This window comes from Rhodococcus sp. 21391, assembly GCF_016772255.1.
Taxonomy (GTDB): domain Bacteria; phylum Actinomycetota; class Actinomycetes; order Mycobacteriales; family Mycobacteriaceae; genus Rhodococcus_F; species Rhodococcus_F opacus.
In genome coordinates this window covers 2,205,554-2,231,611 of sequence record NZ_CP063781.1, presented here as the reverse complement: position 1 = coordinate 2,231,611, position 26,058 = coordinate 2,205,554, and the positions used below count along the sequence as shown (strand labels likewise).

Here is a 26,058-nt window from a genome sequence, read left to right as displayed (position 1 = left end):
TGCTTCTGTGCTGCGATGATCACGGCCGAGTACGGTAGGCGCGTAGTCGCGTGTACCGGTCGGGTTTCGAAAGCTCGTCGTTGAGGATCTGCGCGATCTCGGCGAGTGGTTCGGGTTGGTCCATATCAGCGTGTGTGCTGTGGACGTCACGTGTCTCAATGTTCCCGGTGATGTACGACTCCCAGCTTTCAGCAGACGAGTCGCGTGAAATTGATCCGTCTTCCGTCAACGTTGGGCGGAGAAATAACATGTCCCCGTGATAGACCGGCGGGATATGGGTCTTCGTCAACTGTAGATGATTCCGATACAGCATAAAGGCAGCATCCTCGATGGACGCGTTCTCAGGCGAATCGACCATCTCTCCGTATCGGTCATGCGCCCATGCCCATATCGATTGTCGCAGTTCCTCATCCGAGGGCTCCTCAGCGATGTGACGATCCGTAAGTGCAGGCACGCTGTCCATCATCGCGAGGAATGCAACCTCGAGCCCTCGGCGTTCCAGCGCGGTGGCGATCGCATGGGCGACAAGGCCACCGAACGACCATCCGAGCAGAAGAAACGGGCCCTCGTCCTGAACGGTGAGGATCTGCTCGAGATAGTCGGCGGCCATCGTCTCGATCGACGTCGGTAGCGGCGTCATTCCATCGAAGCCCCGTGCTTGCAGGCCATATATGGGCCGGCCGGGGAGGTGGGCGCGAAGGCCCATGTAGCACCAGCTCAGTCCGCCACCCGGGTGGACACACCACAGCGGCGGTCCTAATCCTTCGCTTCGGATCGGCAAGATGGCCGCGAACGGATCGAGGGAGTCGGGTTCGGCCTCCTCACCCAGGCGGGGTGCGAGTTCGGCGACCGTCGGAGACTCGAAGATCACCCGGATCGGGACCTCCACCCCCGACACCGACCGAATCCGGCTCACCAATTGCGTCGCGGACAGCGAATGCCCACCCAGGTCGAAGAAACTGTCATCGATCCCCACGCGGGGAACACCGAGAACCTCGGCGTAGAGCGAAGCCAGCGTGTCCTCCACCGGTGACCGCGGCGCCCGGAACACCCCGCCGGTGAACTCCGGTGCCGGCAATGCTCTCCGATCCAGTTTCCCGTTCACCGTCAGCGGCAACCGGTCCAGCACCACCACCGCCGCTGGAACCATGTATTCCGGCAGCATCCCGGCCACGAACCGGCGGACCTCGACACCTGTGCCGGTGTGGGCGGCGTCGGAGACCACGTAACCGACCAATCCGGTGCCGGTGGCGGTGTCCCGGGCCACCACCACCGCCTGGGTCACGGCCGGATGTGTCAGGAGAACCGCCTCGATCTCCGCGGGTTCGACCCGGAATCCGCGAATCTTGACCTGCTCGTCCGCTCTTCCGCAGAACTCGAGCACTCCGCCGGCGGTCCAGCGCACCAGATCCCCGGATCGATACATCCGCGCACCCGGCTCCCCGAAGGGACACGCCACGAACCGCTCCGCTGTCAACCCCGGCCGACCGACATACCGCTGAGCCAACTGCGCCCCGGCGATGTACAGCTCCCCCACCGCACCCACCGGAACCGGCACCAACCCCGCACCCAGCACGAACAACCGTGTGTTGCCCACAGGCGCCCCGATCGGCACACTCACCCGGTCGGCGCGTTCGCCCGGCTCGGGTAGCACGAAGGTTGCCGCGAAGACCGTCGTCTCGGTCGGCCCGTACCCGTTGACCAGAATCAGAGGATTCACGTGCTCGCCCCGGGACCAGCCCTGCAACCCGGCCGGATCCAACACCTCACCGCCGAACACCACCATCCGCAGCACCGAATCCGCCCCCACTGCGGGATCCTCACGCTCGACCTCGGCGAACTCGTAGAACGCCGACGGCGTCTGACCGAGAACCGTCATCCGCTCCCGAACCACCACCTCCCACAATCCGACCGGCGAACGCATCACCTCCCACGGCACCACCACAACCCGGGCCCCGTGCACCAACGCCCCCCACAACTCCCACACCGAAAAATCGAACGCCACCGAATGACACCACCCCCACACGTCCCCGGCATCGAAGCCGGCCCACCCTGCGGTACCGGCGAACAGCGACACCACACTCCGGTGGCTCACGGCGACACCCTTCGGAACACCCGTCGACCCGGAGGTGTACATCACGTACGCGGTGTTGTCCGGTCGTAGTGGTGTGGTGCGGTCGTTGTCGTCGGGGTTTCGCGCCTCCCATTGTCCGCCCTCGTCGGTGCGGGTGTCGAGAAGTATCCGGGGGATGTCGTTGTCGGGCAACAAGTTTTCGGTCATGGTGTCGCTGAGAATCAACAGCGGAGCGGCGTCGGTGAGGATGGTCCCGGTTCGTGCACTCGGGTAGCGGGGGTCGATCGGCAGATACCCGCCCCCGGCCTCGAGGACGGCCAACAACGCGACGACTAACTCAAGTGACCGCTCCAATGCGACCGCCACCAGCACTTCCGGGCCGACACCCGCACCGATCAGGCGGTGTGCCAGCCGGTTCGCTCGACTGCTCAGCTCCCGGTAGGTCCAGCTCTCGTCACCGAACGTGACCGCCACCGCGTCCGGAGTCGCAGCGACCTGGGCCTCGAACAGGCCGGGAATCGTCGAGTCCGGTATCGGTACGCTCGTGTCGTTCCAGGTTCGCAGTACCAGCTCACGCTCGTCGGGCTCGAGGATCTCGTACCCCTCGACCCGCCCGCGGGGATCCGCCACGATCAACTCCGACAACCGCACGAACCGAGCCGCGATACCCTCCACCGTCCCGCGGTCGAACAGGTCACTCGCGTACTCGACGACCCCGGCCAGACCCTGGTGACCATCGGGAGTGAGGGTGAAGGACAGGTCGAAACGCGACGTCCCGGTCGGCGCCGGCAACACCTCCCACCCCAACCCGGGGAACTCGACCTCGGGAAAAGCGTTGTTCTGCATGGCGAACGACACCTGGAACAACGGATGATACGCCGTCGACCGGGCCGGATTCAGCAACTCCACCAACCGCTCGAACGGCGCATCCTGATTCTCGTACGCCGCCAACGCCTTACCCCGCACCCGGTCGAGCACCTGATCGAACCGCGGATTCCCCGACACATCGACGCGTAGCACCCAGGTATTGACGAAGAACCCCACCAACTCGGCCAGGGCGTCGTCGGTGCGACCCGCGATCGGCCCGCCGATCGCAACGTCCTCCCCCGCGCCAAGCCGGTGGAGCAGCACCGCGAGCACAGATTGCAGCACCATCGAGGGTGTCGCCCCCGCGCTGCGGGCAAGTTGGGTTACCTCCGAACCCAGTTCCGGTGCGATCACGAACTCCACCGTGCCACCCCGGTAACTCGGTGCGGCCGGACGTCGACGATCAGTCGGCAACTCGATACACTCGGGCAGCCCCGCCAACTCGGCCCGCCAATACTCGACCTGAGTGGCCAGCACACTCTCCGGATCCGACTCGTCGCCCAGGATCTCCCGCTGCCACAAGGTGTAATCGGCGTACTGCACCGGCAACGGCACCCACCCCGGCATCTCGCCGTCGGTCCGCGCCGCGTACGCGACCGCGATGTCGCGGGCCAACGGCGCCAACGAACCCCCGTCCCCGGCGATATGGTGCAGCACCAGTACCAGCACGTGCTCTGATTCGGAAACCCGGAAAACGCGGGCCCGCAGGGGTAGCTCTACCGACAGGTCGAATCGACAGCCCGCCGCCGCCGCGACTGCATCCATCAGAGTGCTGTCCCGCACGTCGACGATCTGAACCGGCAGTTCCGCGACGACCTGCTCAGCCGGCAGGATCTGCTGGAACGGCACACCCCCTTCCTCACCGAACACGGTTCGCAGGCTCTCGTGCCGGGCGACGACGTCCGCAACAGCGGCTGCGACCGCCCCGGTGTCGAGGTCGCCGGTGAGTCGCACCGCGACCGGAATGTTGTACGTCGCCGACGGTCCCTCGAACCGATACAGGAACCACAACCGGGCCTGCGCAAACGACAACGGCACCCGCTCGGGCCGCACCCTCGCGGTCAGTGGCACCCGGACGGGGCCTTCCCTGAGTCGGGGTGCCAACTCCGCCACCGTCGCGGACTCGAACACCACCCGGATCGGCACCTCCACACCCAACACCGACCGAATCCGGCTCACCAAGCGCGTCGCCGACAACGAATGCCCACCCAGGTCGAAGAAACTGTCGTCGATCCCCACCCGCGGAAGACCGAGCACGTCCGCGAACAACGACACCAGAGTTTCCTCGACCGGCGACCGCGGACCCCGGAGTATGCCGCCGGTGAACTCCGGTTCCGGCAACGCTTTCCGGTCCAGTTTCCCGTGGGCCGTCAACGGCAGCTGATCCACCACCATGATCACCGCCGGAACCATGAAGTCCGGCAACAACCCTGCCACGAAACGACGAACCCCGGTCGCCGAATCACTCGACCCGTCGACCCCGTCGATATCGAGAACTACATATCCGATCAACTCGGTGCCACTGCCGGTGGCGCGGGCCACCACTACCGCCTGCGCCACCGCAGGATGCTTCAGCAGCACCGCCTCGACCTCGGCGGGTTCGACTCGGAACCCCCGCACCTTCACCTGCTCGTCCGCGCGCCCCACGAACTCGAGCTCACCCTCGGCGGTCCACCGCACCAAATCCCCCGACCGATACATCCGCGCACCCACCGCCCCGAACGGACACGCCACGAACCGTTCCGCCGTCAACCCCGACCGGCCGAGATAACCGCGGGCCAGCTGCACCCCGGCGATGTACAACTCGCCCACCACACCCACCGGAACCGGCACCAACCCCGCACCCAGCACGAAGACTTGGGAATTCCACACCGGCGCGCCGATCGGCGCGCTCGTGTCTTTCGACGGGCCGCATCGATGGTGGGTGACCTGGAGGGCCGTTTCGGTCGGCCCGTACACGTTGTGTACCGCAGTGCCACTGCGCTCCATGAAGTGGGTTGCCGTCGAGGACAGTAGGTTTTCGCCGCCGCAGAAGACTCGTCGAAGCGAGTCGCAATCAGCCGGCTCGAGTCTCTCGTCGACCATGGCCAGCATCGACGGCGAAAAGTCGCCGGTGGTGATCTTCTCCGATCTGATCATCTCGGCGAGATAGGCCGCATCGCGGTGTCCCTCGGCCTTGGCGATCACCAGCCGCGCCCCGACCTCCAGTGGTAGGAACATCTCCCACACCGACACATCGAATGTCGCGGGGGTCTTCTGCAGCACAACGTCGTCGTGGTCGAAGCCGAAATGGTCCCGCATCCACAGCAACTGATTCACGATAGCCGAATGGCTGACAGCGACCCCCTTCGGCCGGCCCGTCGAGCCGGACGTGAAGATCACGTACGCCGTGTTACCCGGTCTCAACGGGGTGATTCGATCCTCGTTGCGGACGGGTGAGGAGTCGACATCAGGTCCGTGCGCGCCATCGATCTCCAGCGCGGGGACGCCGCCCGGGATCTGTACGCGGTCGGTCGATCGCGCCAACACACAGACCGGTGCCGCGGACTCCATCATGTGCCGGATATGTTCGCTGGGGTAGTCGGGGTCGATCGGCACATATGCTCCACCCGCCGTCACGACCGCATAGATTCCCACCACGAGATCGATCGAACGTCGCACGGCGACACCGACCAGAGACTCCGGACCGACACCGTGCGCGATCAGTCTCCGAGCCAACCGGTTCGCTCGCTCGCCGACCTCTCGATACGTCAACTGCTCGTCGTCGGACGTCAGGGCCACCGCCTCCGGCGTGACAGCCGCCTGGCGTTCGAAAAGGTCGGGAAGTGTCACCTCCGGCACGGGGACCGCAGTGTCATTCCACGTGCCCACCACCAGCCGACGCTCGCCTGGTTCGACGAGGTCGATGCGGTCCACGGCGACGTGAGGGTCGTCCGCGACTGTCTGCAAGATACGGGTGAGCCGCCGGGCGATCGTGTCGACGGCTGCGGCGCCGAACAGGTTCGGCAGATACGCCACGGTCAACCGAAGTTGGGAATCGACTCTCGCGATCAGGGTCATGGGGTAGTGCGACGCGTCGATCGTACGGACTCCGATGACGACCATTCCGTCGATGGGGTTTGCAGCTGCCAACGCGGCGCGATCGATCGGGTACGACTCGAACACGACGAGGGTGTCGAACAGGTCGCGCACCCCGGCGGCCTTGTTGATCTCCGTCAACCCGAGGTAGTGGTGATCGAACAAGCCGGCCTGCTGCTTCTGCAACCGGGTCAACAACTCCGCAGCAGTGTCGCCCGGTGTGGGCTGAACCCGCACCGGCAGGGTGTTGATGAACAAGCCCACCATGGACTCGACACCGGGCAGTCCGGCCGGCCGGCCGGAGACCGTCGCGCCGAACACCACATCCCGCCGGGCGGACAACTGTCCGAGCAGAATCCCCCACGCTCCCTGAACGACGGTGTTCAGCGTGACACCCAGTTCGGCGGCCCGCACCGACAAGCTCGTGGCCGTCTCCGGGGTTAGTTCGACCGTCACGTGCTCTTCCCCCGAGGCGGTTTCCCGCTGCGGGTGCGCGGGCGCCAGCAGGGTCGGCTCTTCGATCCCGTCGAGGGCCTGCGCCCAGATTCGACAAGATTCGGCTCGGTCGCGCGCGGCCAGCCAGACCAGGAAATTCCGGTATCCGGTAGCTCTCGGTAACGCGGCGGCGTCGCCTCCCGAGACGTACAGCGCGAGTAGTTCCTCGGCGAGCAGTGGCATCGACCATCCGTCGAGCAGTACGTGATGATTGGTGATCACCAGCTCGAATCGATCCTGTCCCATCGTCACGAACGTGAATCGGATCAGCGGCGGCGTCGCCGGGTCGAAATGTGTGGCGTGATCCTCGACGAGAAGACGTTGGAACTCGCCGTCTCGAGTGCCCTCGGGAAGGTTCCGCAGGTCGACCTCGCGCCATGGCAACGCGACTGCGCCGAGAACGACCTGTACCGGCCCGGATTCGGAATCGTCGACGAACGCGGTCCGAAGGTTCGCATGGCGATCCAGCAATGCCTGTCCCGCAGCGAGAATCCTCTCTGGATCGACCCGTCCGCCGAGATGCAGAACGAGCTGGGTGGTGTACGCGTCGAACGACGAACCGGCCAGCATCGAGTGGAACAACAGGCCGGACTGCATCGCGGTCAACGGCCACACATCCACCACGCCCGGGTACCGGTCCTCCCACGACTCGATATCGTGTTGCGACACCGACACCAGCGGCACGTCGGACGGTGTCAGCCCGCCGGCCCCGGGCCCCTGCGCGTGCCGAGCCAGCGCCGAGACTGCGTCGCACCACAGGTCGGCAAGTTCCTGAACATCGTCACGGGAGAGCACCCCGGCGGGGAATCCGAACACGGCACCGAGTCGGGGACCGTCCGGACCGTCGGTCACCATCGCATTGATGTCCACTTCGGCCATCGCCGGCATGTCCGGATCCATCGTCGCGGAGAGTGCCGTTCCCTCGCTCGCGGGCAGCCAGCCGAGGTCACGGAACTCCTCGGGAACATCGGCGGCCAAGATGCGCCCCAGATAGTTGAAACTGATCTGTCCGCCCGGATACTTCCCGAGTTGCGGTGCGGTGTCCGCGTTCAGATACCGAAGCAGCCCGTAACCGATGCCACGGTCGGGCAGCGCCAGCACCTGTTCCTTGACCGCTTTGATCACGATTCCGGCAGCGGGCCCGCCGGCGAATGCGTCGTCGAGATCGGCGCCCGCGATATCGAGGCGAATCGGGAAAGCTGTCGTGAACCAGCCGACCGTGCGGGATAGATCCGCACCGGGTATGACGTGCTGCTCGCGACCATGATTCTCCAGGGATATCAACGACGACGGCTCGACAACCCCGCGACGGCGGCGCCAGCGGGTCAACGCCATCGCCAACCCCGCCAGCAGACCATCGTCGACCCCGGCGCGGAAGACCTTGGGGACCCCGGTGAGCAGCGACGCTGTCGCGTGCGCTGGCACCTGGATCCGCACGTGCTGCACTGTGGACAGAACATCGAGGATCGGGTCGCATCTGCGCGAACCCAACGTCGGGTCGGGGCCCTCGAGAATCGATTGCCACAACGGTAACTCGGCCACTCGCCCTGGCCGCGATGCCTCGTCCACCAGCCCGTGTGCCCACCGTCGCATCGACGTCCCGGCCGCGGGCAGTTCCGGGCGTTCGCCGGTACGCACCCGCGCCCAGGCCGCCGCCAGGTCCGGGATGATGATCCGCCACGACACGCCGTCGATGACCAGGTGGTGGGCCACGACCAGCAGCCGACCCGAACCCGCCGATAGGTCGCCGTCACGGGGGACGCGGTCCAGCCACACGAACTGCACCATTACGCCCGCCGCCGGATCCACACGCCCCAGGGCCGCATCCAACTCGGCCGACGCCAGCCGCAGCCACGCCGGATCGCCCGGTGCGGCATCACAGTGGACCTGTCGAATCAGGCGGTTCACGTCGACCGTATCCGGCGGATCGACCCGAAGTTTCTGCTCCCCAGCGTCATCGGTCACCACACGCGATCGCAACATGTCATGACGGACCACGACGGCGCCGATGGTGGCGGCCAACCCGGCCCGATCGATACCGTCGGGCAACTCCAACACCATCGTCTGCGCGAATCGGCGGTACCCACCACCCCGCGCGAGGAGGAACCGCCCGATCGGCGTCAACGGCATCGTCCCCACTCCGCCACCGGACAACTCCTCGAGCACGACCCGATCCGAATCGTGGTTCAGGACTGCAACCGCGGACAGCCCCGCAACAGTCCTGTGCTCGAACACATCCCGCGCCGTGAGTATCACACCCCGCGCTTTCGCGCGCGATACCAACTGGATCGACCGGATGCTGTCGCCACCCAGATCGAAGAATCCGTCATCGATCCCCACCTGCTCGACGCCGAGTACCTCGGCGAACACGCGGGCGAGGATCTCCTCGGTCTCGGTCTGCGGAGACCGGAACACCTTGCTCGACGAGAACGCCGGCTCCGGCAACCCGCTGCGGTCGAGCTTGCCGGCCGGTGTGAGCGGAAACTTCTCGAGCACCACGATCGCCGAGGGCACCAGGTACTCCGGCAGGCGGCCCACCGCCACCGTCCGCACGCTCTCGGCGTCCACCTCACTCCCGGCTGCGGGGACCACGTAAGAGACCAGCACCGTCTGCCCGGACGGGCCCTTCCGATCGACCGTCACCACGGAGCCGATTCCGGGCTGCTCGGTGAGCGCAGCGTCGATCTCACCCAACTCGATCCGACGGCCCCGCACCGATACCTGGAAATCGCTGCGCCCCAGATACTCCAGCCCCAACCCGGTTTCCCGCTCGATCCACCGCACGACATCGCCCGTGCGATACATCCGCTGGCCCGGCGAGCCGAACGGGTTCGCCACGAATCGCTCCGCTGTCAGTCCCGTCCGATCGTGATATCCCCGAGCCAGCGGAGTCCCGGCGACATACAACTCCCCCGCCACTCCCGCCGGTACCGGACGCAGCCACGTGTCCAGCACCACCAGGGACGCACCTCGGACCGGACCGCCCAGAGTCACCGGACCGTGCGGTGGTAACGGCGGCGAGGTCGCCACCGCCACCGTGGCCTCGGTCGGCCCGTAGAGGTCGTGCATCCGCCGTCCCGCAGCGAACGACTCCACCACCGATACCGGAACCGCCTCCGCGCCTGTGAGCAGGCATCGCACCGACGACATCCGCTCGACCGGTACCGTCGCCAGCATCGTGGGGGTGAGGAACGCGTGCGTCACCGACGCACTCTCGAGAATCCGGCCCAGTTCGTCGCCACCGACCACACCCGCCGGAACCACAACCATCGACGCTGCCGAACCCGTCGCCAGCAGGTACTCCAGCACCGACGCATCGAAACTCGGCGACGCCACGTGCAGCACGCGTGCATCCGCCGTGACGGCGAACCTCTCCGCAATCTCCGCCGCGAGACTACCCAGTCCCCGATGCGGTACGACGACGCCCTTCGGCTCACCCGTCGTCCCCGACGTGTAGATCATGTACGCGGGATGATCGGCCCGTAACGGAGCGATCCGGCCCGCATCGGTCACCGATTCGGTGGACTGACGGGAACACTCGGCTCGCGCCTCCGGCTCGTCGAGCACCCACCAGTCGAGGGTTCTCGGCAGGGTACCGACGCACGCGGCGACCGTGATTCCGCACCGCGCGGCGGAATCGGCGATCAGGTACTCGAGCCGACTCGCCGGATACGACGGATCCACCGGAACGAACGCACCACCTGCCTTCGCCACCGCCCATACCGCCAGCACCGACTCCACCGACCGCGGGCCCGCCACGGCCACCATGGATTCCGGCCCCACCCCGCGTGAGATCAACACCCGTGCGATACGACTCGACTCGTCGTCCAACTCCCGGTATGTGAGCGAGCGCTCTCCACACACGACCGCCACCGCACTCGGATCGTGTACGACTGCCGCAGAGAGGATCTCCGGCAGTGTCCGAACCGTCCCCGCGGCCGCGCCGCGCACGGGAACCAGCAGGTTCCGTTCCTCCGGCGCGAGGAGGTCGATGTCTCCCGTCGCGCCCTCCGGCGCAGCCACCAGTGATTCCAGCACCCGGTGGAACCTGTCCGCGATCCGACCCACCTCGTTGTCATCGAACAAGGCTGGGTCGTACCACAGCGATACGGACGTCCGCTCACCGGCTTCCACCACCAGCGTCAACGAATAGTTGGTTCCCCCAAACGAATCCAGGGAGGTGATCGCGAGGGAGCCGATCGACTCGAGCAAGGAGGCGAGGCTCCGCAGATCGTTCGGGTACGACTCGAACACCGTCAAGGTGTCGAACAGTGCCCCCACGCCGGCGACCCGCTGGATCTCCGGCAGCGGAACATGATGATGCTCGATCAACTCCGCCTGCTCCGCCTGAACCCGGGCGATCAACCGGGCGATCGATTCCTCGGGATGAAGCCGGACCCGCACCGGGACCGTGTTGATGAACAGCCCCACCATCGACTCGATGGCGGGAATCTGTCCGGACCGACCCGAGACCGTCGCGCCGAACACCACATCACGACGGCCGGTATGCATGCCCAGCACGATCGCCCACGCGACCTGCACCAGGGTATTCACCGTCACCGACCACCGAGACGCCAGCTCCGGTATCTCCGACGACAGACCCTCGTCGAGCTCACGCCGGAGCACTGACGATCCCCGCGCCGATTCCGGGCGCCCAGTCGCGATCAGCGCGGGCGCCGCACCGTCGAGCGCTTCCTCCCACACCTGCAGCGACCGTTGCCGATCCTGAGTCGCGAGCCACCCGAGATACCGGCGATACGAGACCACGGGTTCCAGTACGGCTCCGCCCCCGCCGGCACCGTAGACGGTCAGCATTTCCCGCATCAGCAACGGCATCGACCATCCGTCGAGCAGTACGTGGTGATACGAGACCACCAGCCGGAAGTCTCCGTCGCCCATCGCGACCAAACCGAAACGCAGGAGCGGTGGCTCCGACAGGTCGAAGCCGGCAGCCGCATCGTCCGACAGCAGCCGTGCCAGCTCGTCGTCTCGCTCCCCGGCATCGACACCGCTGACGTCGGCTTCCCACCAGGGCACCACGAGGCCCTCGAGCACTACCTGGACCGGCTCCGCCACGCCCTCGGTGAGGAACGCGACCCGCAGATTCGCGTGGCGATCGAGTATCGCCTGTGCCGCGGCCTTCACACGGTCCGCATGCACCTGTCCGGACAGACCCAGCACCGTCTGCACCGCATACACATCGGCCGATTCCGACGCCAGCATTGCGTGAAAGACCAAACCTGTTTGCAGCGGTGCCAGCGGCCACACATCCACGGCCTCGGGATACCGTGCCTCGATGCCCGACAGCTGTCGCGGAGCCGGACGCGGCAACGGCACGTCCTCGAAAATGACGGAGTCGTCATCCCTCACCGGATGCGCGACGGAGGCCAGCCCGGCGACGGTCCGTCGCTCGAACACGTCCCGCGCCGACACCAGCACGCCGCGAGCCCGCGCCCGCGACACCACCTGGGTCGACATGATGCTGTCCCCGCCGAGCCGGAAGAAGTCGTCGTCGACACCCACCCGATCGACGCCCAGGACATCGGCCAGCACCGCCGCCAATGTCTGCTCGGCAATGGATCGTGGAGCCCGGTACGGGGTGTCGGATGCGAGATCAGGCTCGGGAAGTGCTCTGCGGTCGAGTTTGCCGGCCGGTGTGAGAGGTATCCGGTCGACGACGATGATCGCCGACGGCACCATGTAGTCCGGTAGACGGCCCGCCGCGAGCAGTCGCAACGCCTCGACGTCCACCTCGGCCCCGGGGGCCGCGACCACATACGACACCAACACCTTCTGCCCCGACGGACCTACCCGGTCCACCGTCACGACCGAACCCACCGCGGGGTGCGAGACCAACACCGTGTCGATCTCGCCGGGTTCGATTCGGATTCCGCGGATCTTCACCTGCTCGTCTGCGCGGCCGACGAAGTCCAGCACACCGTCGGTCGTCCACCGCACCAGATCACCCGAGCGGTACATCCGTGAGCCCGGTTCGCCGAACGGACACGCCACGAACCGTTCCGCCGTCAACCCCGGCCTGCCGATGTACCCGCGGCCCACACCTGATCCGGCGATATACAACTCCCCGACCACACACCCACCGGGACGGGCACCATCCCTGTTCCCAGGACGAGTGCGCGGGCATTACCGATCGGCACCCCGATCGGCACGCTGACCTGGTCGTCGAAGCCCGTCGAACCCGATACCGAATACGCGGTGGCACACACGGTGGTTTCCGTCGGCCCGTACGCGTTCACCACGGTGATGCGCGGGTGGCGTGCGAGGACGCGTCGTACAGCGCGCGGCGACAACACATCGCCCGCGGTGACCATCTGACGTGGCTGGTCGAGCGCTCCCCTCTCATGGTCCGGCGAATCGCTCAACAGGTGAAACAGCGGGGTCGTCAAGAACATCGACGTCACACCAACCGCGTCGACGACCCGCTCGAGCACCTCGATGTCCAGTGACCCGGGCGGGGCGACAACCAACCGGCCTCCGCTGAGCAGTGTCGGCCACAACTCGTACGCCGAGGCATCGAACGCCATCGACGAATGCAGCAACACGCGCTCACCGGGTCCGTCCGGCCATCCGTGCAACGCCAGGTTGAGCACGTTGGAGTGGTCGATGATGACCCCTTTCGGGGTCCCCGTCGATCCGGAGGTGTACATCACGTACGCGGTGTTGCCCGGTCGCAGTGACGTGGTGCGATCGCTGTCGTCGCGGTTGAGGTCCTCCGCTTGCCCGTCCTCGTCCGAGATGACGTCGAGGAGTATCCGGGGTATGTCACTGTCCGGCAGCGTGCGTGCGGTTGCGGTATCCGTGAGGATGAGCAGCGGCGCGGCGTCGGCGAGGATGAACTCGGTCCGCGCACTCGGGTAGCGGGGGTCTATCGGCAGATACGCGCCCCCGGCCTCGAGGACTGCGAGTAACGCGACAACCAATTGGGGTGACCGCTCCTGTGCAACCGCCACCAGTACTTCCGGCCCCACACCCGCACCGATCAGATGGCGTGCCAGCCGATTCGCTCGACTGCTCAGCTCCCGGTAGGTCCAGTTCTCGTCACCGAACGTCACGGCCACGGCATCGGGAGTTGCAGCGACCTCCTGCCCGAACAGGCCCGGGATCGTCGTATCCGGTATCGGCGAGCTCGTGTCGTTCCAGGTCCGCAGTACCCGCTCGCGTTCGGTCGGTTCCAGAATTTCGTAGCCTTCGATCCGACCCTGCGGATCTTCGATGATGCACCTGAGCAGCCGCACATACCGGGCCGCGATGGTCTCCACCGTGCCCCGGTCGAACAGATCGCTCGCGTACTCGACGACCCCGGCCAGACCCTGCTGCTCGTCGGGGGCGACGGTGAAGGACAGGTCGAAACGAGAAGTCGCGGTCGACGCCGACAGCGTGGTCCAGTCCAGTCCACGAAACTCGACGTCGGGAAAAGCGTTGTTCTGCATGGCGAACGACACCTGGAACAACGGATGATAGGCCGTCGATCGGGTCGGGTTCAGCAACTCCACCAACCGTTCGAACGGCGCATCCTGATTCTCGTACGCACCCAGGGCTTTCACCCGCACCCGGTCGAGGACCTCGTCGAATCGCGGATTCCCGGACACGTCGACGCGCAGCACCCAGGTGTTGACGAAGAACCCCACCAACTCGGTCAACGCGTCGTCGGTGCGGCCCGCGATCGGCGACCCGACCGCGATATCCACCCCGGCACCGAGCCTGCGGAGCAGCACTGCCAACACCGATTGCAACACCATCGACGGTGTCGCGCCACGACCGCGGGCCAATTCGTCCACTCCCGAAACCAATCCGGGATCGATCACGAACTCCACGGTGCCGCCACGGTAACTCGGTGCAGCCGGTCGGCGACGATCGCCGGGTAGCTCGATGCACTCCGGCAGCCCCGTCAGTTCGGTTGTCCAATAGTCGAGCTGGGCGGTCAGCAGACTGCCCGGATCGTCCTCCCTCCCCAGAATTTCCCGCTGCCACAGGGTGTAATCGGCATACTGCACCGGCAAGGGTGCCCACCCCGGAGCGTGTCCGTCGGCGCGGGCCGCATACGCGGCCGCCACATCCCGAGCCAGCGGCGCCAACGACCCCCCGTCCCCCGCAATGTGGTGCAGGACCATCACCAGGACGTGTTCCTGGGGTCCGGCCTCCAACAATGTTGCCCGGAGGGGAATTTCGTGTTCAATGTCGAACCGGTACCCCGACGCCGCTGTCACCGCAGCCATCACGCCGACCGGGTCGACCTTCTCCACGTGCACCGGAGTTGGTACTTCCCCCACGGGGAGGACTCGCTGAACCGGTGCACCGTCCAGGTCGTCGAATACTGTACGCAGACTCTCGTGCCGGGCGACGACGTCCGCAACAGCGGCTGCCACCGCACCGGTGTCGAGGTCGCCGGTGAGTCGCACCGCCACGGGAATGTTGTACGTCGCCGACGGGCCCTCGAACCGGTGCAGGAACCACAACCGGGCCTGCGCGAACGACAGCGGCACCCGCTCGGGCCGCACCCGCGGAGTCAACGGCACCCGTGCCGGGCCGTCCCTCAGCCGGGGTGCGAGTTCGGCGACCGCAGGGGATTCGAAGATCCTCCGAATCGGGACCTCCACCCCCAGCACCGACCGAATACGGCTCACCAACTGCGTCGCCGACAACGAATGGCCACCGAGATCGAAGAAGCTGTCGTCGATCCCCACCCGCGGAACACCGAGAACATCCGCGAACAACGAGACCAGCGTCTCCTCCACCGGCGACCGCGGCGCCCTGAACACCCCACCGGTGAACTCCGGTGCCGGCAACGCGCTCCGATCCAACTTCCCGTTCACCGTCAACGGCAACCCGTCCACCACCACGACCGCCGCCGGCACCATGAACTCCGGCAACAACCCGGCCACGAACTCCCGCAACCCCAGGGAGTCGGCACCGGTCCGGGAATCGAGAACGACGTACCCCACCAACTCGGTGCCGACGAGGGTTTCCCGGGGGATCACCACCGCCTGCGAAACGGCAGAGTGCGACAGCAGCACCGCTTCGATCTCCCCCGGTTCCACCCGGAACCCCCGGACCTTCACCTGCTCATCCGCGCGTCCCACGTACTCGAGGACACCGCCAGCGGTCCACCGCACCAGGTCCCCGGATCGATACATCCGCGATCCCGGATCCCCAAACGGGCACGCCACGAACCGCTCCGCCGTCAGCCCCGGCCGACCCAGATAACCGCGGGCCAACTGCACCCCGGCGATATACAGCTCACCCACCACACCCACCGGGACCGGCATCAACCCAGCACCCGACACGTACACCCGCACACCGCCCACTGGAACGCCGATGGGGACACTCATCCGATCACGCCCACTCCGAGATTCGGGTAGCGAGTACATCGCCGCGAAGACCGTCGTCTCCGTCGGTCCGTAACCGTTGACGATCCTCACCTGTGGATGGCGGGAATCCTCGCCCGGATACCAGCCCCGCAGCCTGGCGGGATCCACCGCCTCTCCGCCGAGAACCACCGTCCGCAACACCGAACCGGCCCCCACCACGGGGTCGTCGTGCTCGATCTCCCCGAACCCGTAGAACGCCGACGGCGTCTGCCCGAGAACCGTGACGTGTTCGCGAACCACCAACTTCCACAACTCGATCGGTGAGCGCACCACGTCCCACGGCGCCACCACCACGCGGCCACCGTGTACCAACGCGCCCCACAACTCCCACACCGAGAAATCGAACGCCACCGAGTGGCACCACACAAACACATCCGCAGCGTCCGCACCCACCCGGTCGGCAGTGCCGGCGCACAACGACACCACACTCCGGTGGCTCACCGTGACACCCTTCGGAACACCTGTCGACCCCGAGGTGTACATCACATACGCCGCATGATCGGGCCTCATGGGGGTGATCCGATCGCGGTCGACGGGATCGTGATCGGCCCGGCCCCTCACGGCGGCTGCAGTCGTGTCGAGGTCCAGGTCTGCATCGAGCAGTACCCGGTCGATATCGTGGTCAGGCAGCGTGGCTACGGTGACAGTGTCGGACAGGATAAGCCGCGGTGCCGCGTCGGCGAGAATTGTCCCGGCGCGAGCACTGGGATAGTTCGGGTCCATGGGAAGGTAGCTGCCGCCGGCCTTGAGCACCGCCAACAAGGCGACGACCAACTCTTCCGACCGCTCCAGTGCGACGGCCACCACGGTTTCCGGGCCGACCCCGGCGCCGATCAGATAGTGCGCCAGCCGGTTCGCCTGTGTGTTGATTTCTCGGTAAGTCCAGCTCCGGTCGGAGAAGGTCACCGCTGCGGCGTCGGGTGTCGCCGCCACTCGTCGCTCGAACAGTTCCACGACGGTGGTTTCCGAGAAGGGGGCTGCGGTGTCGTTCCAGGTCCGGAGTAACACCTCGCGCTCGTCGGGCTCGAGGATCTCGTACCCCTCGACCCGCCCGCGGGGATCCGCCACGATCAACTCCGACAACCGCACGAACCGGGCCGCGATACCCTCCACCGTCCCGCGGTCGAACAGGTCACTCGCGTACTCGACGACCCCGGCCAGACCCTGGTGACCATCGGGAGTGAGGGTGAAGGACAGGTCGAAACGCGACGTCCCGGTCGGCGCCGGCAACACCTCCCACCCCAACCCGGGGAACTCGGCCTCGGGAAAAGCGTTGTTCTGCATGGCGAACGACACCTGGAACAACGGATGATACGCCGTCGACCGGGCCGGATTCAGCAACTCCACCAACCGCTCGAACGGCGCATCCTGATTCTCGTACGCCGCCAACGCCTTACCCCGCACCCGGTCGAGCACCTGATCGAACCGCGGATTCCCCGACACATCGACGCGTAGCACCCAGGTATTGACGAAGAACCCCACCAACTCGGCCAGGGCGTCGTCGGTGCGACCCGCGATCGGCCCGCCGATCGCAACGTCCTCCCCCGCGCCAAGCCGGTGGAGCAGCACCGCGAGCACAGATTGCAGCACCATCGAGGGTGTCGCCCCCGCGCTGCGGGCAAGTTGGGTTACCTCAGAACCCAGTTCCGGTGCGATCACGAACTCCACCGTGCCACCCCGGTAACTCGATTCGGCCGGACGTCGACGATCAGTCGGCAACTCGATACACTCGGGTAGCCCCGCCAGCTCGGTTTTCCAGTAGTCGAGCTGGATGGAGAACACGCTGCCCGGATCGTGCTCACTGCCCAGTTCTTCTCGCTGCCACAGGGTGTAATCGGCGTACTGCACCGGCAGCGGTGCCCACCCCGGAACCCTGCCCTCCGAACGGGCCTCATACGCGACGGCGATGTCACGAGCGAGCGGTGTCAACGACGCCCCGTCCCCCGCAATGTGGTGGAGCACCAAGACCAGGATGTGCTCGTGGGATCCGGACGCCACCAACGTTGCCCGGATCGGAATTTCGTGTTCGACGTCGAACCGATACCTTGCAGCCGTGGTCACTGCCGCGGGTACTTCGTCGGCCTCGACGTCGATAATCTGCACTGGCGAAGGGACCTCGTCGGTGGAAAGAATTTCCTGGAACGGAATCCCCTCGGCTTCGCCGAAGATCGTTCGCAGGCTCTCGTGCCGGGCGATCACGTCCTCGATCGCTGCCACCAGGGCCTCGGTGTCGAGGTCGCCGGTGAGTCGCACCGCCACCGGGATGTTGTAGATGGCCGACGGGCCCTCGAAGCGGTGTAGGAACCACAGCCGGGCCTGCGCGAACGACAACGGCACCCGCTCAGGCCGCTTGCGTGGGACCAGCGGCGGCCGAACCGCTCCGGAGCCGAGTCGCGGCGCCAGTGCGGCGACCGTAGGAGATTCGAACACCACCCGGATCGGGACCTCCTTCCCCAGCACCGTGCGGATCCGCCCGACCAATCGTGTCGCGGACAGCGAATGCCCACCGAGATCGAAGAAGCTGTCGTCGATCCCCACCCGCGGAACGTCCAGCACGTCAGCGAATAGCGAGACCAGCGTCTCCTCGATCGATGACCGCGGCGCGCGGAACACCCCACCGGTGAACTTCGGTGCCGGTAGCGCTTTCCGATCCAGCTTCCCGTTCGCCGTCAACGGCAACCGATCCACCAGCATGACCACCGCCGGCACCATGTACTCCGGGAGCCGCCCCGTCACGAACTCTCGCACCCCCCCACCCGTGACGGTGTCGGTGGGCTCGAGGACGACGTACCCCACCAACTGCCCGCCCGTCGCCGGGGTGTCCCTGGCAATGACCACTGCCTGCGCCACCGCCGGGTGCTTCAGTAGTACCGCTTCGATCTCCCCCGGCTCCACCCGGAACCCCCGCACCTTCACCTGCTCGTCAGCACGTCCCACGAACTCGAGCACACCATCAGCAGTCCACCGCGCCAGATCCCCCGATCGATACATTCGCGCACCCACCGCCCCGAACGGACACGCGACAAACCGCTCCGCCGTCAACCCCGGCCGGCCCAGATAGCCGCGCGCCAACTGCACCCCGGCGATATACAACTCCCCCACCACACCCACCGGAACCGGCCGAAGCCCGGAACCCAACACGAATACCTGCGAATTCCGTACCGGCACACCGATCGGCACCGACCCACCGACAGGGTTGTCCGACGACTCCACGACCTGGCTCGTCACGTAGACGGTGGTCTCCGTCGGACCGTACCCGTTGACAACCCGGACACCGGGAATCGCGGCACCGACTGCACTGAGCAATCGCCCTGACAACTGCTCGCCGATGAACACCACCGTCTCGGCACTCACCGTGCCCTCGATCTGATCGAGTACCTCCTCGAACGCCGACGGGACAGTGCTGATCACACCCCCGGTCCAGCCGCGCTGTTCGCCGAGCACGAGAACGTCACGCACAATGCCGATACTCCCACCGGCGCACAACGCAGCGAAAATCTCCAACACCGACACGTCGAAACTCACCGACGTACTTGCCAGCACCCGCGCCAGCCCTGGCGCACCGAGACTCGAGGCCAGCTGCACCATGCAGTTGACGACGTTGTGGTGGTCGATCGTGACCCCTTTGGGGGTGCCGGTCGATCCGGAGGTGTACATCACGTACGCGGTGTTGTCCGGTCGAAGTGGTGTGGCGCGGTCGTTGTCTCCGGGGATGTCCTCCCGTTGGTCGACCTCGACCTCGTCCGAGTACGCGTCGAGCAGTAGTGTGGGGATGCCGTTGTCGGGCAGCATGCTCGAGGTGGTGGTGTCGGTCAAGATCAGGATCGGAGCGGCGTCGGTAAGAATGAACCCGGTCCGCGCACTCGGGTAGCGGGGGTCGATCGGCAGATACCCGCCCCCGGCCTCGAGGACGGCCAACAACGCGACGACTAACTCAAGTGACCGCTCCAATGCGACCGCCACCAGCACTTCCGGGCCGACACCCGCACCGATCAGGCGGTGTGCCAGCCGGTTCGCTCGACTGCTCAGCTCCCGGTAGGTCCAGCTCTCGTCACCGAACGTGACCGCCACCGCGTCCGGAGTCGCAGCGACCTGGGCCTCGAACAGGCCGGGAATCGTCGAGTCCGGTATCGGTACGCTCGTGTCGTTCCAGGTTCGCAGTACCAGCTCACGCTCGTCGGGCTCGAGGATCTCGTACCCCTCGACCCGCCCGCGGGGATCCGCCACGATCAACTCCGACAACCGCACGAACCGAGCCGCGATACCCTCCACCGTCCCGCGGTCGAACAGGTCACTCGCGTACTCGACGACCCCGGCCAGACCCTGGTGACCATCGGGAGTGAGGGTGAAGGACAGGTCGAAACGCGACGTCCCGGTCGGCGCCGGCAACACCTCCCACCCCAACCCGGGGAACTCGACCTCGGGAAAAGCGTTGTTCTGCATGGCGAACGACACCTGGAACAACTGATGATACGCCGTCGACCGGGCCGGATTCAGCAACTCCACCAACCGCTCGAACGGCGCATCCTGATTCTCGTACGCCGCCAACGCCTTACCCCGCACCCGGTCGAGCACCTGATCGAACCGCGGATTCCCCGACACATCGACGCGTAGCACCCAGGTATTGACGAAGAACCCCACCAACTCGGCCAGGGCGTCGTCGGTGCGACCCGCGATCGGCCCGCCGATCGCAACGTCCTCCCCCGCGCCAAGCCGGTGGAGCAGCACCGCGAGCACAGATTGCAGCACCATCGAGGGTGTCGCCCCCGCGCTGCGGGCAAGTTGGGTTACCTCCGAACCCAGTTCCGGTGCGATCACGAACTCCACCGTGCCACCCCGGTAACTCGGTGCGGCCGGACGTCGACGATCAGTCGGCAACTCGATACACTCGGGCAGCCCCGCCAACTCGGCCCGCCAATACTCGATCTGTGCGGCAAGCACACTCCCCGGATCATCCGCACTGCCCAGAAGCTCCCGCTGCCACAAGGTGTAATCGGCGTACTGCACCGGCAACGGCGCCCACCCCGGCATCTCGCCGTCGGTCCGCGCCGCATATGCGACCGCGATGTCGCGGGCCAACGGCGCCAACGAACCCCCGTCCCCCGCGATATGGTGGAGCACCAAGACCAGGATGTGCTCTCGGGAACCACATTCCAACAGTGATGCTCGGATGGGAATCTCGCCGGACAGATCGAACCGATATCCCGCCGCCTCCGCAACGGCCTGCCTCGACCGCGCCTGATCGATCTTCTCCGCGTGCACCGGAATCGGAACTTCCTCCGCGGGCAGGATCCGCTGGAACGGCACCCCTTCGTCCTCCCCGAACACCGTCCGCAGGCTCTCGTGCCGAGCCACCACATCCCCGACCGCCGCGACCACCGCCTCGATGTCGAGGGCGCCGGTCAACCGCACTGCCACCGGAATGTTGTACGTCGCCGACGGTCCCTCGAACCGATACAGGAACCACAACCGGGCCTGCGCAAACGACAACGGCACCCGATGGGGCCGCGCCCACGGGAGCAACGGCACCCGCGCCACCGCGGCCTCGCCCAGCCGGGGCGCCAACTCCGCCACCGACGGGGATTCGAACACCACCCGGATCGGCACCTCCACGCCCAGCGCGTTGCGGATCAACCCCACCAACCGCGTCGCGGACAGAGAATGCCCGCCCAGGTCGAAGAAACTGTCGTCGATCCCCACCCGCGGAAGACCGAGCACGTCACCGTAGAGCGACGCGAGAGTCTCCTCCACCGGTGACCGCGGGGCCCGAAACACGCCACCGATGAATTCCGGTGCCGGCAACGCTTTCCGATCGAGCTTGCCGTTCACGGTCAACGGCAACCGATCCAGCACCACCACCGCCGCGGGCACCATGAACTCCGGCAGTCGTCCGGCCACGAAGCGTCGAACCTCGGACGACAGCCTGCTTGCACCGGGGTCGTTGACGTACTCGGTCATGTCGCCGAGTGGACCGTCGGGCAGGTAGACATCGGATACCGCGACCGATGCCTGCGTATTCTCGTGCGGCCGGGTGGTGATGTCGGTGAATATCACGTCCATCAGGCCCGGTGTCGGTGACCAGGTCACCGACACCGCGAACCCCAGCTCCTCACCGATGTCGTGACAGTCCTGCGGCAACATGGCGTCCGTTCGACTGTCCGCGTCACGCCGGGTGGGGACGTGATCGCGGTCGGCGGCGTCGTCGAGCGCGTGTGTGGCATCGACATCGGGCGCCAACCCCGCGTGCGGCACACCGATCACCCGCACACGGTCCGGACGCCGGCCCGTCAGGAACTGGCGCAGCGCGGTGGGATCGCCGAATCGTTGCCACGACGTCGACGGCACATCAGCCAGCGACCGGGTCTTCGCGGGCTTCTTGCGTAGAACGACTTCGTATCTGTAGCAGCTTAATTCGTTGACCGCGCGGAGGCGTTCGAGTTGAATGTCGACCCCGCCGATGTCGGGGATCAGCGTCGGCAATGCTGTGAAGAACTCGGGCGCGAGCAGCAACTCCTGCTCGGCGGCAATGCCCCGGCGCACCCGATCGCGAATCACCACGGCAGTCGTGTCGGCATCCGCGTGGGCGATCTGCACGCCTGTCGCGAATTCCCGGAGCAACGCGAGATTTCGCACGTCGCCGAGGAACAGCGCGCCCCCGGGGCGCAGCAATCGCAGTGCCGTGGCGATCACGTCGATCAGGTACCCCGCGTTCGGGAAGTACTGCACGACCGAGTTCAACACCACGGTGTCGAAAACACCGTGCGGCACACCCCCGAGGTCGTCGGCGGCCTGGACCCGCAGGTGCACGCGCTCGACCCATGGGTCCTGCCGCTCCGCCAACCGCGATCGCAAGGCGTCGATCGTGGGAGCGGAAAAGTCCGTGCCCCAATACTCTTCGCAGTGCGGCGCCAACTGTGAGAGCAACAGTCCTGTTCCGACCCCGATCTCCAGCACCCGAGCCGGCCCGAGCTCGCGAATCCGAGCCACGGTCGCCGCGCGCCATTCCCGCATGTGCTCGAGGGCGATGGGCTTCCCGGTATAGCTACTGTTCCACCCCCCGAAATCCTCTCCGAACGCGGTCGAGTCCAGCTGCTCACCGGCTTGGGACGCGTCCCCGGCATACAGGTCGTCGTATACCCGCCGCCACTGCGACACCAGCTCGGCCTCCCGCGCTCTGTCACGGACGAGCGAGACGCCCCTGTCGAGCACCACATACCCCACCAGCTGCGTGTCGGTTCCGGTGTCCCCGTCCGCACGATCGGCGCCGGAAGGGGGTTCGCGGGCGATCACCGCCGCCTGTGTCACCGCAGGATGTGACATCAGTGCCGTCTCGACCTCCCCCGGCTCGACCCGGAATCCCCGAACCTTCACCTGCTCGTCCACGCGTCCGACGAAATCGAGCATGCCGTCGGATGTCCACCGCACCACGTCGCCGGAGCGATACATTCGCGAACCGGGTTCTCCGAACGGGCACGCCACGAACCGTTCCGCTGTCAACCCGGCCCTACTCACATATCCTCGGCCCACCCCGAACCCGGCGACATACAACTCTCCCGCAGCACCGATCGGCACCGGCACCAATGCCGACCCCAACACGAAGACCCGCGTGTTACCGATAGGAATCCCGATCGGACTTCGACCCCCGTGCCCGGCGCGTGCGGTCAACTCCAGGTAGCTCACGTGCACCGTGGTTTCGGTGATGCCATACATGTTCACCAGAATCGGACTGTTCGGACGTTCGCCCGGGAACCAGCCGCGTAGCCGGCCCGGGTCCAATGCCTCTCCGCCGAACACCACCATTCGCAGTACCGAATCAGGCCCCGGGGAATGGTCCTCGCGTTCGGCATCTGCGAACTCGTAGAACGCGGAGGGGGTCTGATTGAGGATCGTCACCTGCTCCCGCCGCACCAGATTCCACAACTCGGCGGGCGAGCGCACCACTTCCCAGGGCACGATCACGGCCCGCCCGCCGTGCGTCAATGCCCCCCACAACTCCCACACCGAGAAGTCGAAGGCCTGCGAATGACACCAGGCCCACACATCCCCGCCTCCGAAACCGCACCACCGATCGGTCCCGGCGAACAACGACACCACGTTGCGGTGGCTGATGACGACCCCTTTCGGGGTGCCGGTCGAACCGGACGTATACATGACGTACGCGGTATTGCCCGGTCTCAGCGGGGCGATCCGGTCATCGTCGACGGGGTTGATCACCGCTGACATGCCGTCGGTGTCGGCGTCGTCCAGGTCCAACACGAGACACGGAATGTCGTTGTCCGGCAACGATTCCTCTGTCGCGGTGTCTGTCAGAAGCAGGAGTGGTGCGGCATCGGTCAGAATGAAAGCGGTTCGCGCACTGGGATAGTTCGGATCGATCGGGAGATATCCGCCACCGGCCTTGAGGGTCGCGAGTAGCGCGACGATCAACTCGGAGGACCGTTGCATCGCGACTGCCACGATGGATTCCGGACCCACACCGCGCGCGATGAGATAGCGCGCCAACCGATTCGCTCGACCATTGACGTCTCGATACGTCCAGTGCCGATCGCCGAGAGTCAGCGCCACCGCGCCGGGTGTCGCCGCGGCCCACTGTTCGACCAGGTCCGGAATCGTGGCCTGGGGTATGGGCACCCTCGTGTCGTTCCAGGTCCGCAGCACCAGTTCTCGTTCGGCGGGTCGGAGGAAGTCATGTTCCTCTATCCGGCCGGCCGGATCGGCGGCGACCGCACGGACGAACGCCATCAGCAGATCTGCATAAAGCCTCACATCCTCACTGCTGTACAGCGCGCCGTTCGCGTCGATCTCGACGTTCATTCCGGCACTCCCCCGACCGCCGTAGTAGATCGAAATCGAGAGGTCGTCCACGGGGCCGAACGACACGCCGCGCATGGACGCCGGATTGCCTGCAAAATCGATCGAATCGAAGAACGGAATGATATTCAGAATCGGACCGAAACGATTCTCCACGGATCCGGACAGTCCTCTGTCTCTCCTGACATCAGAGCCCTGATAACGGGAATGACGCAAGATGGCACGAATCTCGGTGCCCACGTCGTGTGCGACGGCGGCGAAAAGCGCCCGCGGTGGGATCTCCACCCGGAAGGGCACCGCATTCGACACCAACCCCGGTGTTCGTCGGGCGGCCCCGACCCGATTGGCGACGGCCAATCGCATCATGAACTCGGACATGCCCGACAGGCGATGGAAGAGTCCGGCTACCGCTGCCGCCAGGAAACCCGGCATCGGTATCCCGATCGACTCTGCCGCCGTCCGCAACTGCGCGGTCTCGTCATCCGACACCGTCAGGCTGTGATGCAAAGTCACGGGAACCGGCGAACTCGGATGCCGCGGCAGTCGAAGTGGTTCGGGCAAGGCGGCGGTGTAGTTCCGCCAGAACTCCTTGTCGCGGGTGAATCGGTCGGACCGCCGGTAGCGGGCATCTTCGTCGACGATCAACTCCGGTCCACCGAATCCGGATTCAGGAATAGGTCTTCCGGTCTTCAGCGCTGTGTAGATTTCACCGATTCGAAGCGCAAGAATCGCGACGCCGAACCCGTCCATCACAATGTGGTGGCACACGGCGCACAGGAAGAATCGCGCGCTGTGCACCTTGATCAAACCTGCTCGATACAGCGCATCCCGTTCCAGATCGAAGGGCACGGCGCCGACCTCGGCCATCGACGCGCTCGCCGCTGATTCGGGGTCTTCCTCAGCACTGACATCGATGAAGAACGGCTTCCACGAGTTCGCGTCCCGCACGACCTGGCGGGGGCCATCCTCGTCCTCGACGAAATTCACCAGCACTGAGCGAGCCTCGTCCGCCACTCGCCGCAGCGCAGCGTCCATCACCGAAGGGTCGATGTCGCCGGAAATGTCGAGATAGGCCGCAATATTGTTCGACAGGCCAGGCGCCAACTTCTGCGCCAGCCAGAGCGCCTCCTGCGCGGACGAAACCCGAAACGAGTCCATCGCAACCATCATCGCCCTCCCGAACACCGGGAGGGTTTCGCCTGGGGGCGAGGTCGATCAGCGTCGACTTGTCGGCATCGCCCTTCCGTTCGCACGGGTCGATTCGCCATAACCATCCATAGAGGGAATCCTCTGATAGTCGAGCCTAACGCGCAGCCTCGACCCCGGGACGGCCTTTGACCGACT

General features: G+C 66.1%; 2 protein-coding genes. Both read right to left on the bottom strand.

Annotated features, from left to right (window positions below; genetic code table 11):
- Positions 1-19: 19 nt before the first annotated feature.
- Entirely contained in the window at positions 20-12,607 is a 12,588-nt protein-coding gene (locus GO592_RS10445) for an amino acid adenylation domain-containing protein (protein ID WP_202715111.1), read from the bottom strand.
- Complete coding sequence (locus GO592_RS10440) at positions 12,541-25,872, bottom strand: non-ribosomal peptide synthetase (RefSeq protein WP_202715110.1); 13,332 nt, start codon at positions 25,870-25,872, stop codon at positions 12,541-12,543. Before GO592_RS10440 ends, GO592_RS10445 begins: the two co-directional genes overlap by 67 nt.
- Between the last annotated feature and the right edge of the window lie 186 nt (positions 25,873-26,058).

Excerpts from the sequence above, each read along its gene's own strand:
- GO592_RS10440 (WP_202715110.1), bottom strand. The coding sequence starts at position 25,872 with ATGGACTCGTTTCGGGTTTCGTCCGCGCAGGAGGCGCTCTGGCTGGCG.